A 13,741-nucleotide genomic window follows, 5' to 3' on the forward strand; every position below is an offset into this window, starting at 1 on the left:
GCTGCGCACACAACGCAAACGATTTCGTGGCGAAATTTATCGCGCTGACGTTAACTGTATGGACGAGTTCGCCCCTTCACCGCTTGGTTCTGGAGTTCCTATGACCGCTTCATCCAGTAAAAAAACACAGATAGGTACGCGCGATTTGCATCCGGAAACGCAGATGCTGAATTACGGTTACGATCCGCAGTTGTCAGAAGGCGCGGTTAAACCGCCGGTGTTTCTTACCTCCACCTTTGTGTTTAACAGCGCCGAAGAGGGACAGGACTTTTTCGATTTTGTTGCCGGACGCAAGCAGCCGCCGGAAGGCAAAAGTGGCGGCCTGGTCTATTCGCGCTTCAACCATCCCAACAGCGAAATCGTTGAGGATCGGCTGGCCATCTATGAAGGTGCCGAGAGCGCTGCGCTGTTTTCTTCTGGCATGTCGGCAATTGCCACCACGCTGCTGACGTTTGCCCGCCCGGGCGAAGTTATTCTGCATTCTCAGCCGCTGTACGGCGGCACCGAAACGCTGTTAAGTAAAACGCTGCACGATTTGGAAATCAAAGCGGTCGGTTTTAGCGATGGCACCAGTGAAGACAAGGTGCATGAAGCGGCGAAAATGGCATGGCAACGCGGGCGCGTGGCGCTAATTTTGATTGAAACGCCAGCCAATCCCACCAACAGTTTGGTGGATATCAAACTGATGCAGGAGGTCGCGGATGTGATTGCTCAGCAGCAAGGCTCGCGCCCCATTCTCGCCTGCGATAACACGCTGCTGGGCCCGGTGTTTCAGCATCCGCTGCAGCATGGCGCGGATTTGTCACTCTATTCGTTAACCAAATACGTGGGCGGCCATTCGGATTTGATTGCCGGCGCGGTGCTGGGCAGCAAAGCGTTGATCGGTAAAGTGCGATCGCTGCGCAGCGCCATCGGTACGCAACTCGATCCACACTCTAGCTGGATGATTGGTCGATCGCTGGAAACGCTGTCGCTGCGGATGGAGAAAGCGGCGAGTAATGCGGAGAAAGTGGCGGCATTTTTACGCGATCATCCGCAAGTGGAAAAACTGCATTGGCTGCCGTATCTGGATGCAGAGAGCCCGGCGGGCCAAACCTATCAGCGTCAGTGCAGCGGCGCGGGATCGACGTTCTCGTTTGATATTCGAGGCGGACAACCGGCCGCATTCCGCTTCCTCAATACGCTGGCGCTGTTCAAGCTGGCGGTGAGCCTCGGCGGCACGGAATCGCTCGCCAGCCATCCAGGCAGCACCACCCATTCAGGCGTGCCGCAGGAAGTTCGTCAGCGTATCGGTATCACCGACGCGACCATTCGCTTATCAATTGGCATCGAACACGCCGATGATTTGATTGAAGATATGCGCCTGGCGCTCGAGGCAGCGCTTAACTAACGCTAAAACCGAGCATCATGCCGGTATCTTCATGTTCCAGCAGATGACAATGCGCCATATAGGCATTTTCAGCGTTAGCAACATAGTTGAAGCGCACCAGCACTTCACTGCGCCAGCCGTTGACGCTGACAATGTCCTTCCATCCGGCGCGGTGCGGCTCCGGCGGCTTGCCATTTTCTGACAGGATGCGGAACTGAGTGCCGTGAATGTGGAACGGATGCAGCATCGCATCGCCTTCGCCGGAGATGGTCCACTTTTCAAGCTTGCCGAGTTCAGCATGGAACATCGGCTTGGTCATGTTGAAAGCCTGGCCGTTGATCTTGTTGCCGTTGTGGAAATCATACGCGGCGGCTTTGCCGTGGCTGCTGTGATCCATCGCCATATTGCCATGGTCCATCGGCTTGTCGCCGCTGCTCATGTCCATGTTGCCGTGGTCCATTTTCATGTCGCCCATGGCTTTATCGCCATAACGATCCATAAGCGCCTGCATACCTTGCTGATCAAGCTGCGGATCCATCATTAGCTGCAGCCAGCGGCTTTGCAGGCCATCGGTCGACGGGATCGGCGGCAGATCCACCAGCTTATCCGGCATCGTGCCGCTTGCCATCACACGCAGCGGCAGGATCTGCACCAGCGGAAGGGGTTGATCAAACGGCGCTAACGTCATGCCCATTTGCGTCACGGGTAGCGTTACCACGTCGAAGGTTTTGCCATCCGAGGTATCCACCATCACTTCAAAACGTTCACCCGGCAGCAGCGGCAGGTTCTGCACTTTTATTGGCTCAGCGAGCAAACCGCCGTCGCTGCCAATCACATACAGTGGGCGACGATCGCTGGTGGAGATGTTTAGCGAACGCGCGTTACAGCCGTTCAATAAGCGCAGACGCAGCCAGCCGCGCGGTACCGCATGCTGTGGATAAGGCACGCCGTTGGTCAGCATTAAATCGCCAAACCAGCCGACGGCGGCCTGCATGATATCGAGTTGATAATCGATTTTCGTGCCCGCTTTGTTCAGCTGTTTATCCTGAAAGATCAAGGGGACATCGTCTTCACCCCACTGCATCGGCAGACGCAGCTTGCCGGAGGCCTCATCTTCCAGCAGCACCAAACCCGCCAGGCCTTGCGCCACCTGATAGCCGGTTTTGCCATGTTGATGCGGATGGAACCAACAGGTCGCCGCCGGTTGATCCGGGGTGAAACTCACCTGTCGCGTGGCGCCTGGGGCGATGATGCCCTGCGGTCCGCCATCGACATCGCCGGGTATTTCCAGGCCGTGCCAATGCAACGTCGTGGCTTCGGGCAGTTGGTTATGAATGTTCACCGTAACGGCTTTTTCGCGCTGTAGTCGCAGAGCTGGCCCCAGCAAGCTGCCGTTGTAGCCCCATGTAGGCACGGCTTTGCCATTCCATTGGCTGCTGCCGGTCATGGCGGTTAAGGTATATTGCCCGCGCGCATCAGGTTCCAAAATGGAAGGAATCGGCAATAACGGGCGCGTGGCGGCCATAAGCGAGCGGCTCCACAACGGCAGCGCGCCGGCGGCGCTGAGTGCGGCAGTCAACTTTAGAAAATGACGACGTTGCATATTCTTATCCTTGTCGTGAATAAGGGCACAGCGTAAACCTTTACCCTGCGGGAGGGTCAAGCACTGAAACAGAATGGGCTGATAAAAAGGCCGCAGATGGCCCAAAAGGGCAAATTTAGCGGAATAGCGGCAATAACTGTGCTAACGTCAATAAATTGTCCCTTGTTGAGAATGATTATGACGAAAAGCATCAAGATCCTGCTGCTGGCGGGACTCCTTGGCTTCTCCTCCACCAGTTTTGCCCTGAGTGAATCCGAAGCAGAAGATCTGGCCGACCTCACCGCGGTGTTCGTTTATCTAAAGAACGATTGTGGCTATCAGGATTTGCCGGACGCGCAGATTCGTAAAGCGCTGGTGTTTTTTGCCCAACAGAACCGTTGGGATTTGAGCAACTACAGCAACTACAACATGAAGTCGCTCGGTGAAGAGAGCTACAAGGATTTGAGCGGCATCGCCATTACCAACGACCAGAAGTGTAAGTCGTTAGCACGCGACTCGCTGAGTTTGCTGGCTTACGTTAAGTAATCAGATTGGATGCGGGCTGATGCCCTCTCCCACGGGAGAGGGAGACGCTGCAACATGTTAGGTTAACTGCAAACCCAATCCACGCTCGCGCAGGTCGCGACATACCGCTTCATCCAGACGCGCATCCGTCACCACATCGGTCAGGCTATCAATGGGTGCCGCGCAGTACAGCGACCATGACCCGTATTTACTGCTGTCAGCCAATAGTACCCGGCGGCGCGCATTGGCCAGCAGGTCCATCTTCAATCCGGCTTTATCTTCGGTTGGCGTGGTAATACCGCGTTCGATACTCCACGAGTTACAGCTGACAAAGGCGATATCCGGATTGATGCTGCGCAACAGGCGACGCCCGTGTTCACCAATACAGGACTGGCTGGAATCATCGATGCGTCCGCCGATTATGGTGGTTTCGATTTGCTTAAACTCGCATAAAAACAGCGCGATATGCAGATCGGCGGTGATGACGCGCAGCTTGAGATGCGTCAGCTGGCGCGCCAGCTCCAGCATGGTGGTGCCAGCATCCAATACTACCGCATCACCCGACTGCACATAACGGGCGGCAAACTGAGCGATGGCCTGTTTTTCCGCCAGATTACGCTGCATCTTCTCCAGCGTGGTGGGCTGGTTGGGAATAAAGCGATTCAGCGTAACGCCGCCGTGGCTGCGGCTAATCACGCCTTCCATGTCCAGCTTAATCAGATCGCGGCGGATGGTCGCTGGCGAGGCGGAAATAGCGCTCACCAGTTGTTCAACGGTGACCAGATTATGACTCTTCAGATAGTCCATAATCTGGTCGAGACGGCTTTGTCCCTTCATATTTCCCTATGCAAGCTGCATCGCGAGTTTAATGGAGATTGCCATGCTCGCAGAGTTCGCTTTACCTGTCCAGGCGATATCAAATGCGGTGCCGTGGTCCGCCGAGGTGCGGATAAAGGGCAAGCCCGCAGTAATATTTACGCCATCATAGAAACCTAATAATTTGAGTGGAATATGCCCTTGGTCGTGGTACATCGCCACCACCATATCGTATTGCCCTTCCTGACACTGCAGGAACACGGTATCGGGCGGGCATGGGCCATGTACATCAATGCCTTGTTGTTTCATCTCTTTAATCGCTGGCGCGACGATAGCGATCTCTTCATCGCCGAACAGTCCGTTTTCACCGGCATGAGGATTAACCCCCGCTACCGCGATGCGCGGCTTATCAAATCCCACGCGGCGCAGGAAGCTGTCGGCCATGCCGATCACCGTCTGAATACGTTCACCGTTTAAGGTATCGAGGAACTTACGCAGCGCGATATGTGTGGTGACGTGAATCACTTTCAGCTTATCGGTGTAAAGCACCATGGCGTAATTTTTCGTGTTGGTTAGCTGGGCCAGCAGCTCGGTGTGACCAGGATAAAGATGACCTGCCGAGTGCAGCGCTTCTTTATTCAGGGGGGCGGTCGCAATAGCGTGTACTTCCCCGGCCAGCGCTAACTCGGTAGCACGTTTAACACAGCGCCAAGCCAGATCGCCCGCCTCTTTCTGCACCACGCCCGGTTTTAGCGCATCAGCATCCGCCAGCGGTTCATCAATCACGTTGATAATGCCCGGCGCGAAATGTGCCTCTTTAATCTGATCAAGTACCCGTAGCTCAGCTTGCGGGGTCACATTTAGCCCCATCACCCGGCGCAGCGTATTTGCACAGCCAACCACCACGGCCGGCACGCCCGCTAATTCACCTTCTGCCAACGCTTTAATGATGATCTCCGGGCCAATGCCCGCCGGATCGCCCATGGTAATCGCAATAATTTTATTCACTCAACTTCTCCTCAATAAAACGAATGGCTTCTACCAGGGTATTTTCGTCACCAAAGCCACCTGCTTTGGTCATCACCGGCAGGTGTAATTCACTGTCAAGCAGAACCCCGTGCGGCACACAGCCCGCCACCAGGCCCTGAATCTGGAAACCGCTGGCACCTAACGCCTGCGCCACGGCAATCGCCACATCTCCGCCAGAGAGATAAAGCCCCGCAGGCTGCACCTGACGACAAACGGTGCTGGTTAACTGCGCGAGAAACTGGCAGATGCGTTCGCCTAATGCCTGGCGCGAAACCTGATGCTGCAGACAGAGTTGCTCAATGTCGTGACGCTGATCGGCATGCTGCGTGGTGCGCACCACACAATGTGCGCCATCGTGCAGCGCCTGCAGTATCGCCTGTTGCCAATCGGCGGCTTGCGGCCAGGCCGGCTGGGCAAACAGCTGGCGGATATCAATATCGATAATGCGGATGTCGCGCTGACTGGCGAGGCGCGCAATTTGCTGCTGCGCCATCGCGCTCATCGACCCCACCACCGCCAGCACCGGACGCGGCTGACGGGCAGCCAGCAGTTCGCCCAGCGCATCGCTCAGGCCAGAGGCTCCGGCCAATAGCGGCCGCTCATCTAACGCGGCCGCCGCCGCCATTAATAAGGCAAGATCGGCATCCTGCTCGATATCCACCACCAGTAAGCCCTGTTTGCTCGCCAGTACCTGCGTGAGTTGGTCGCCGCGTACCGTGGCGAGGTCGAGAGTTTCGCCGGTCAGCGCGCTTTGCATTTGCAAACGCGTCAGCACATGGCTGCTAGTGACCGGGGTTTTGGGATCGCTGGCGAATTCGGTATCGATCAAACGCTGCCGATCGATCCAGACCTCACCGTCGCGTGTAGTACGGCCCAGTTTTGGCACCGCCGGCACGACCAATGCTAATTTTTTGCCGCTGGCCTGCAGCGCCGCGCTGATTTCCGCACCGGGATTGCCGCGCAGCGTGGAATCGATTTTCTTAAACAGCCAGCCATCGTTGGCCATCGCCTGATGCTGCTCCAGCGCAGTACGGGTGCGACGCGCCGCTTCTTGCGCGCTCACCGCGCGGCTATCGGTGCTGATCACCAGCACATCGGCGCTGCCAGCTGGATGCGGCGTGCTGCTGTCAAACAGCACATGCACGCGCGCTCCGACGCGTGCCAGCCCGCTCCCCGCATCATTAGCACCGGTAAAATCATCGGCAATCACTAAGACGGGTGTTTTCCATGGCTGTGAAGTCATTCTCTCTCCTTAATCGGCTACCGCCGCGCTGCAATGATTATATTCAATCATGATTGATTATATGTGAGCAAGATCAAATTAATCGAAATCAATTTGTCCTATAAAATTAGGCTCTGTAGTGATGGACCTCGCGCCGTTTGAGCAAAATTAATCATTCAGCACGAAAAACGCGATAAGGGTATGTAATGAATATCAACAGCACCGTGATAAGTGGCTTTCAGGCGCTTAATGACCTCAGCTATCTGCTGCGAGGTAAGAAGCAAGCCCTGCTGGTGACCGATAAGAATATCGAAGGCATTCCGGCGGTTCAGAGGCTGATCGCCCAGCTGCAGCAGCAAATGGGTAGCCTATGCATCATCAATACGGTGCCGCCAGAACCAAGCCAGCATGATGTGGCGTCCATTGTCGCTGCGCTACCAAACAGCGATATCGATCTGGTGATTGGCGTCGGCGGCGGCAGCGTATTGGATGTCGCGAAGCTGCTCTCTATTCTGTGCGTCGCGGGCGCGCCAACGCTGGATGCGTTACTGGCCGGTGAAAAACCGCAGACGCGCACCCCTTCGCTGCTGATTCCCACCACGGCAGGTACCGGCTCGGAAGCCACGCCGAACGCCATTCTGGCTATCCCGGAGAAAGAGACCAAAGTCGGCATTATCACGCCGGTGATGCTGCCGGATTATGTCGCGCTGATACCGGAACTCACCACCAGCATGCCGCCGCATATCGCCTCTTCTACCGGTATCGATGCGCTGTGCCACCTGATCGAATGCTTTACCGCTACCGTGTCAAATCCGGTAAGCGATAACTATGCGCTGATCGGCATGAAAAAGCTGTTTACCAGCCTCGAAACCACTATTGCAGAGCCAGATAACCTTGAAGCGCGCCTGAACATGCTGTGGGCATCTTATTATGGCGGCGCATCGATTGCGCATGCCGGTACGCATCTGGTGCACGCGATGTCTTATCCGCTAGGTGGCAAATATCACCTTCCGCACGGCGTGGCTAACGCCATTTTGCTCGCGCCGTGCATGCGCTTTGTGCGTCCAGCGGCAGTGAGCAAATTCGCTCAGGCTTACGATTTGTTGCCCAATGTCGATACGTCACTGGATGAAGAAGCCAAATCTCATGCGCTGGTTGAATACTTTGCCGCGCTGGTAAAACGCCTGAAGCTGCCCGCCAGTCTGGAAGAGCTGGGTATCGGCCCGGATCACCTGCCGTATCTGGTTGAAGCCGCACTCGACGTGCAGCGCCTGATGAAGAATGTACCGATGAAAGTGGGCGCCGATGACGTACGCAACGTTTACCTGACGCTGTTTCCCGCTTTGAGCCACTAAGCATTATCGAGGACACCATGAGTAAGAAAATTCAGGGCGTGTTAACCGCCATCGTTACCACCTTCGATCGCGACGGTGCCTTTAATCCCGTCGCCCAGCGCGAGCAGGTCAAACGCCAGTTAAGGGCTGGCAACGGTATTTTCTGCGGCGGCACCAACGGTGAATTCTTCGTGCTGAACGAGCAGGAGAAGCTGGCGGTGACGCAAACCTGCGTCGATGAAGTTAATGGCACGGCGCCGGTAGTGGCGCACATTGGCGAAATCTCCACGCGTGAAACCATTCGCCTCGGCAAGCAAGTGGCGAAGCTGGGCGTGGATGCGGTTTCGGTGATTACTCCCTATTTCGTGCCGCTGAAACAGGAAGAGCTGATCGCCCACTATCGCGCGGTAGCCGACGCCATTGATGTGCCGCTGTTCCTCTATAACATCCCGGCGCGCACTGGCAACACGCTGCAGCCAGAGACCGTGCGCACGCTGGCTGCGCATCCGAACATCATCGGCATCAAAGATAGCGCAGGCAGCTATGAAAGCCTGAGCGGTTTTCTGCAGGCGGCAGCAGGCATCGATAGCTTCGATGTGCTGAATGGTCCGGATTCGCTGATTCATCAGGGCTTCGTCGACGGCTGCTCGGCTTGTATTTCAGGGCTCGCCAACGTTGCCCCCAACGAGATCAACGCCATTTGGGCGCGCTTCCATGCTGGCGACATCGAAGGTTCACGTCTGGCGCAGGAAAATGTCACCGGCTTGCGCACCGATCTGTATAGCGTCGGCTTCTCGCCGGCTGCAGTAAAAAAAGCGGTGTCGCTGCTCGGCTTTGACGTGGGCGATAGCCGCTATGCGGTGAGTTTCTCTGCCGAGGAAGAGCAGAAAATTCGCCAGATTGTGAACCAGTATTTGCAGTAATTAGCGGATGAGCGGCCTGCCAGGTCGCCATAAATGGCGCCCCCAGGTGTTTTGTAGGGTGCGCATTTATGCGCACCCTGTTAATCGCCGCACCGGCTCTTAGCTGTATTTTCAACATCGGGAAGATTTATGAAAGTCATCTGTACTTCACCGTCGTTTGCGAAATATGACGCGACACCCATTGAAATCCTGCAACAACAGGGTTTTGAGCTGATCACGCTGCCCGCCGATGCGCCGCTGAGCGCGCTTGAGCCGCATCTGGCTGATACGGTCGCGCTGATCGTCGCTTTTACCGACGTCAACGACGCGCTACTGGCGCTGGCGCCACAGCTGAAAATCGTCTGTAAGCACGGCGTGGGCGTCGACAATATCAATCTGGATGCCACACGCAAGCGCGGTATTTACGTCACCAACGTGCCGGACGCCAACAAACATGCGGTAGCCGATTTCGCCTTCGCGCTAATGCTAAATTGCGCGCGCCAGGTGACGCAGGCGGCGATTGAAACGCGCGCCGGCACGTGGCCGCGCATTTTTGCCACCGATGTTTACGGCAAAACGCTGGGCATTATTGGGCTGGGCAATATCGGCAAGCAGGTCGCGCTGCGCGCTAAAGGCTTCAACATGCGGGTGATTGCCTTCGATTTTTATCCAGACGAGACATTTGCTGCCGAGCACGGCATCGAATTCGTCACGTTGGATCAGCTGACGGAAACCAGCGATTTCATCACCCTGCATATGCCGCTGACCGACAAAACCCACCACTTGTTCGATGCCGCCCGGCTGAAACGCATGAAGAAGAGCGCCTTCCTGATTAATGCCTCACGCGGCGGTGTGGTGAATGAGCAGGATCTCTATCAGGCGCTGCGGGATAACGTGATTGCCGGGGCTGCGGCTGACGTGTTCGTACAAGAACCGCTGACGGAGCATCCGCTGTTCACGCTCAGCAACTTCATTCCCACCGCGCACATCGCCGGTTACACCGACGGCGCCATCAGCGCGATAGGCGAACGTTGCGTGACGCAAATCGTGCAGTGCATTTGTCAGGGCGAACGCCCGCTTAACGTGATGAACGGGCTGGAATAATTCGCCGCCTTACCCTGTAACCCTTTTTCGAGTGGATAATTATTATGACTAACTCTGCGCGCTCGAGTCGTATCCGTTGGTGGATCGCTGGCCTGATGTGGCTGGCCATCGCCATTAACTACATTGACCGCACCGTTCTCTCGGCGGCGGCACCGCATCTGATCAAAGAGCTCGATATCAATCCGGAAATGATGGGCTTTATCATGGCGGCATTCTTCTGGTCTTACGCGCTGCTGCAGATCCCGGCGGGCTGGTTCGCCGATCGCTTCGGTCAGAAAAAAGGCCTGGGGATTGCCGTCGGCTGGTGGTCAATCGCCACCATGGCAATGGGTCTGGCGACCGGCTTTAAATCGCTGCTGGCGCTGCGTTTAGCGTTGGGCGTGGGTGAAGCAGCAGCCTATCCGAGCAACGCGGGCATCACCGCGCGCTGGTTCCCGGACCGCGAACGCGCCACGGTGTCGGGCCTGTTCGACAGCGCCTCGAAGTTTGGTGGTGCGGTGGCGATGCCGCTGATTGTGTTTATGATTGCCATGTTCGACTGGCGTCTGACCTTCCTCGCCATTGGTGCACTAGGGTTGTTCTGGGTTATCGCCTGGTACTTTATCTACGCCGAAAACCCGGAAGATCATCAGTCGATCAGCAAAGAAGAAGTACGCTTTATCCGCGGCGGTCAGACGCAGAAGCATGGCGATAAAAGCGTGCGTCCGATGAAGTGGTACAAGCTGCTGCGCTATCGCAATATCTGGGCGATGTGCATTGGTTTCTTCACCATCAACTACACCTCCTACTTTTTTATCACCTGGCTGCCGACCTATCTGGTGAAAGATAAAGGTATGGATTTCCTCAAAATGGGAATGGTGGCTGCGCTGCCGCTGATTTGCGGCATGGTGATTGAAGTGCTGGCCGGTTGGGCATCGGATCGTATGGTGCATAACAAAGTGCTGTCGCTGACCGCCACGCGCAAACTGTTCCTGACCATTGGCCTGTTGATGGCGCTGTGCATCGGCTTTGCGCCGTTCACCGACTCGGTGTTCATGACCGTGCTGCTGCTGTGTATCGCAAAATCAGGCACCACCGTTGCGGCCTCACAGGTATGGGCGCTGCCGGGCGATGTTGCGCCGCAAAATAGCGTATCGATTGTCGCCGGGCTGCAAAACACCGTCTCCAATATGGGCGGTGCCGTTGGCCCGATTATTACCGGCGCCATTGTCGGTGCGACCGGCCACTTTACCTGGGCGCTGGTGTTCTCGGCGGTGCTGGTGGTGATTGGTATTCTTAACTATCTGTTCCTGATGGGAAAAGTTGAACCTATCGTGGATGAGGAACAGGCGACGCATTCCCACTCTGTCGTAAGCGGCGCATAAGCGCCAAACCCGCCGCATCGTTCTGATGCGGCTTTTCCCCTACTGAAAATAAAAAATAATTGGAGGCGATGATGTCGCTAAATTCCAATGGAACACCTGCTGCAATTTCGGCAAGTAAAGCGAAAGGGAAATTTCGTTTCGTCATTCTTACGGTGCTGTCCGTCGGCATCGCCATCAACTATATCGATCGCGCCGCAATGAGCGTAGCGATGCCGTTTATGAGCCAGGAGCTGAACTTTTCGCCCACCGACAGCGGCTTGCTGCTCTCCGCCTTCTTTTGGAGCTACGTGCTGTTTCAACTGCCCGGTGGCTGGCTGGTGGATAAACTCGGACCGCGCATTACCTTTGCGCTAAGCAGCCTCGGCTGGGGATTAGCCACTGCCGCATGCGGACTTGCCAGTTCGATTACGGCGTTGGTTGGCTTTCGCTTTGTGCTCGGTGCCGTGGAGGCGCCAAGTTATCCCGCTAGCTCCTCTACGGTTACACGCTGGTTCCCGCGTCAGGAGCGCAGCTTCGCCGCAGCGACCTTTAACAACGGCAGCAAAATTGGCGGCACGCTGGCCATTCCGATCATCTCGTTTCTGATTGCACTGGTTGGCTGGCGTATGACCTTCGTTATTTCTGGCGTGGTGGCGGTAGTGTGGGCGCTGGCGTGGTATCTGTGGTATCGCGATCCACGCCAGCACCCCAGCGTAACGCGCGAAGAAGTGGAATTCATCGAAACCAACCAGGATCCGCAAACCGGCGATCCGATGAGTGTACGTCAGCTACTTAGTCAACGCACCGTGCAGGCGATGATGGCCGGATTCTTCTGCATCAACTTCGTCTCGTACTTTTTCTTCACCTGGTTCCCCACCTATCTGGTGGAAACCTTTCATCTGTCGCTGATGAAGTTCGGCTTGCTCGGCATGCTGCCGGGCGTAGCCGCGATTGTCGGTGGCTGGTGTGGCGGATTGCTGTCGGATGCGCTGGTACGTCGCGGCTATTCACTCAGCGTGGCACGCAAGATCCCGCTGGTAGGCGGCATGCTCGGCAGCGCGACCATTGGGCTGGCGGCCTTCTCGCCAACCGTAGGCCTGGCGTTGACGGCACTGTGCTTTGCTAACTTCGCCGCCACGTTTGCTTCGGCAGCCTTATGGGCGCTGCCTTCGGACGTTGCGCCCAACCGCGCCAACGTGGCCACCATCGGCGGCATTCAAAACATGGCGGCTAATCTTGCCGGGATCATCTCACCGATTTTGATTGGCGTGCTGATGCAATTCACCCATTCGTTCGTGATTCCACTGGAAATTGCCGGTGTCATCGGCGTGGTTGGCGCGCTGATTTACGCGTTCTGGTTGCCGCGCGTACAGCCAATGGGTGCAGACCACAACGCCGCGCTGGATGGCACCTTAAGGAGAGAAGTATGAATGCACGTTGGAAAAAACGCCCAGCCCAATCGACATGGGGCGATTTCGGTTCGGACGATCAGCTCGGCCGGCTTAATCTGCTTACTGCTGCCAAAGTGCGAGAAGGTGTCGCAGAGGTGAAGACGGGGGAAACCTTCTGCCTGAGTTTGCCACTCGATTTACCCGGCGGTACGGCGATGAATCCACGGCGTCCACCGCCTCAGCTTAATGCCACGCGACGCGGTGAACACGCCAATATGACTTATCCTCTTTCGCGTGACAATCCGCAGCTCACCGATGTGATCTGCGACGATAGCGTAACGCTGGCGCTGCAATATTCAACGCAATGGGACAGTCTGGCGCACATGGGCCAATGGTTTGACGTCAACGATAACGGCGAGCCGGAAATGGTGTTCTACAACGGGTACAAGGCCAATGTGGATATTGTCGGCGAGACCGATTACCGCGCTGGCTGTGGCTGCGATCGCGGCAGCCATCTCGGTGCCAAAGCGCTGGGCATTGAGAACATGGCAGCGCACGGTATGCAAGGCCGTGCGGTGATGATTGATATCAAACGCCATTTCGGTAACCGACGGTTTGCCTTTGGTTATCCGCATCTGCAACAGATTCTGCAGGCCGATAATATTGAGGTGCGAGCGGGCGATTTCGTCTGCTTCCGCACCGGCATGGACGAAGCCATTCTCGCCATGCAGGGTGAGCCGAATATGGACTTCCTCAATACGCATTTTGCCGGACTGGACGGTAGCGATCGGGCCTTACGTAACTGGATTGACGAGAGCGGCGTGGTGGCATTAATCGCAGATAACCCGGCGGTGGAGATTCTCCCAGCGCGGCCAATGAATGATGATTTCTATCCGTCGCATCCGCTGCACGATCTCTGCTTGTTCCGGCTGGGCGTCTATCTCGGAGAGTTGATGCTGCTGAGTCCGCTGGCAGACTGGCTGGCACAGCATCAGCGCCATGCGTTTCTGCTCACCGCGCCGCCGCTACGTTTGCCGGGCGCAGTGGGCTCGCCCGCTACGCCGATTGCGACAGTGTAGATAGCGGCGTGGTCGCCATGAATGGCGACAGTAGGGTGTGAGGTG

Annotated in this window: 12 protein-coding genes; 8 read left to right on the forward strand and 4 right to left on the reverse strand. The window is 56.4% G+C overall.

The window, feature by feature from the left end; genetic code table 11:
- Positions 1-100: 100 nt before the first annotated feature.
- Positions 101-1,390: a cystathionine gamma-synthase family protein gene (locus ACIP6T_RS14875; RefSeq protein WP_097094900.1), complete on the forward strand. Its 1,290-nt coding sequence runs from the start codon at positions 101-103 to the stop codon at positions 1,388-1,390.
- On the opposite strand, the gene cueO is transcribed toward ACIP6T_RS14875, so the two are convergent.
- Positions 1,383-2,972, reverse strand: coding sequence for a multicopper oxidase CueO (cueO, locus tag ACIP6T_RS14880; protein WP_097094901.1), 1,590 nt, complete (start codon positions 2,970-2,972; stop codon positions 1,383-1,385). The two genes, ACIP6T_RS14875 and cueO, sit on opposite strands and share 8 nt — an antisense overlap.
- A 177-nt stretch (positions 2,973-3,149) precedes the next feature.
- Here cueO and ACIP6T_RS14885 point away from each other — a divergent pair, with 177 nt between their 5' ends.
- Positions 3,150-3,497, forward strand: coding sequence for a YacC family pilotin-like protein (locus tag ACIP6T_RS14885; protein ID WP_097094902.1), 348 nt, complete (start codon positions 3,150-3,152; stop codon positions 3,495-3,497).
- Positions 3,498-3,554: 57 nt separating this feature from the next.
- Here the strand turns inward: ACIP6T_RS14885 and ACIP6T_RS14890 are convergent, their stop codons facing one another.
- The 3 genes from ACIP6T_RS14890 to ACIP6T_RS14900 are packed head-to-tail and all read right to left on the reverse strand — an operon-like array spanning position 3,555 to position 6,564.
- Positions 3,555-4,313, reverse strand: a complete 759-nt coding sequence (locus tag ACIP6T_RS14890; protein ID WP_400457976.1) for a DeoR/GlpR family DNA-binding transcription regulator — start codon at positions 4,311-4,313, stop codon at positions 3,555-3,557.
- A 6-nt stretch (positions 4,314-4,319) separates the two neighbouring features.
- Complete coding sequence (locus ACIP6T_RS14895; RefSeq protein WP_097094904.1) at positions 4,320-5,300, reverse strand: D-threonate 4-phosphate dehydrogenase; 981 nt, start codon at positions 5,298-5,300, stop codon at positions 4,320-4,322.
- Complete coding sequence (locus ACIP6T_RS14900; RefSeq protein ID WP_097094905.1) at positions 5,293-6,564, reverse strand: four-carbon acid sugar kinase family protein; 1,272 nt, start codon at positions 6,562-6,564, stop codon at positions 5,293-5,295. The genes ACIP6T_RS14895 and ACIP6T_RS14900 overlap by 8 nt, the downstream gene beginning before the upstream one ends.
- Positions 6,565-6,749: 185 nt before the next feature.
- Between ACIP6T_RS14900 and ACIP6T_RS14905 the strand changes: the two genes are divergently transcribed.
- From ACIP6T_RS14905 to ACIP6T_RS14930, 6 genes are all read left to right on the forward strand, one after another.
- Complete coding sequence (locus ACIP6T_RS14905; protein ID WP_400457977.1) at positions 6,750-7,898, forward strand: iron-containing alcohol dehydrogenase; 1,149 nt, start codon at positions 6,750-6,752, stop codon at positions 7,896-7,898.
- 17 nt (positions 7,899-7,915) lie between these two features.
- Positions 7,916-8,800 carry a dihydrodipicolinate synthase family protein gene (locus ACIP6T_RS14910; protein ID WP_345827255.1) on the forward strand — a complete coding sequence of 295 codons (885 nt, stop codon included), beginning with the start codon at positions 7,916-7,918 and terminating at the stop codon, positions 8,798-8,800.
- Between the two features lie 129 nt (positions 8,801-8,929).
- Positions 8,930-9,883 carry a phosphoglycerate dehydrogenase gene (locus ACIP6T_RS14915; RefSeq protein ID WP_097094908.1) on the forward strand — a complete coding sequence of 318 codons (954 nt, stop codon included), beginning with the start codon at positions 8,930-8,932 and terminating at the stop codon, positions 9,881-9,883.
- A 44-nt stretch (positions 9,884-9,927) separates the two neighbouring features.
- On the forward strand, positions 9,928-11,247 hold the full coding sequence (locus ACIP6T_RS14920) for an MFS transporter (RefSeq protein ID WP_400457979.1): 1,320 nt from the start codon (positions 9,928-9,930) through the stop codon (positions 11,245-11,247).
- 71 nt (positions 11,248-11,318) lie between these two features.
- Entirely contained in the window at positions 11,319-12,656 is a 1,338-nt protein-coding gene (locus ACIP6T_RS14925; protein ID WP_400457980.1) for an MFS transporter, read from the forward strand.
- Positions 12,653-13,696 (forward strand): cyclase family protein, encoded by a 1,044-nt coding sequence (locus ACIP6T_RS14930; protein WP_097094911.1) that lies wholly within the window; start codon positions 12,653-12,655, stop codon positions 13,694-13,696. The genes ACIP6T_RS14925 and ACIP6T_RS14930 overlap by 4 nt, the downstream gene beginning before the upstream one ends.
- Positions 13,697-13,741: the final 45 nt, after the last annotated feature.

The organism is Pantoea sp. NPDC088449 (assembly GCF_044753225.1).
In the GTDB taxonomy this organism is placed as follows: Bacteria; Pseudomonadota; Gammaproteobacteria; order Enterobacterales; family Enterobacteriaceae; genus Pantoea; species Pantoea floridensis.

Excerpts from the sequence above, each read along its gene's own strand:
- ACIP6T_RS14875 (WP_097094900.1), top strand. The coding sequence starts at position 101 with ATGACCGCTTCATCCAGTAAAAAAACACAGATAGGTACGCGCGATTTG.
- cueO (WP_097094901.1), bottom strand. The coding sequence starts at position 2,972 with ATGCAACGTCGTCATTTTCTAAAGTTGACTGCCGCACTCAGCGCCGCC.
- ACIP6T_RS14885 (WP_097094902.1), top strand. The coding sequence starts at position 3,150 with ATGACGAAAAGCATCAAGATCCTGCTGCTGGCGGGACTCCTTGGCTTC.
- ACIP6T_RS14890 (WP_400457976.1), bottom strand. The coding sequence starts at position 4,313 with ATGAAGGGACAAAGCCGTCTCGACCAGATTATGGACTATCTGAAGAGT.
- ACIP6T_RS14900 (WP_097094905.1), bottom strand. The coding sequence starts at position 6,564 with ATGACTTCACAGCCATGGAAAACACCCGTCTTAGTGATTGCCGATGAT.
- ACIP6T_RS14905 (WP_400457977.1), top strand. The coding sequence starts at position 6,750 with ATGAATATCAACAGCACCGTGATAAGTGGCTTTCAGGCGCTTAATGAC.
- ACIP6T_RS14910 (WP_345827255.1), top strand. The coding sequence starts at position 7,916 with ATGAGTAAGAAAATTCAGGGCGTGTTAACCGCCATCGTTACCACCTTC.
- ACIP6T_RS14915 (WP_097094908.1), top strand. The coding sequence starts at position 8,930 with ATGAAAGTCATCTGTACTTCACCGTCGTTTGCGAAATATGACGCGACA.
- ACIP6T_RS14920 (WP_400457979.1), top strand. The coding sequence starts at position 9,928 with ATGACTAACTCTGCGCGCTCGAGTCGTATCCGTTGGTGGATCGCTGGC.
- ACIP6T_RS14925 (WP_400457980.1), top strand. The coding sequence starts at position 11,319 with ATGTCGCTAAATTCCAATGGAACACCTGCTGCAATTTCGGCAAGTAAA.
- ACIP6T_RS14930 (WP_097094911.1), top strand. The coding sequence starts at position 12,653 with ATGAATGCACGTTGGAAAAAACGCCCAGCCCAATCGACATGGGGCGAT.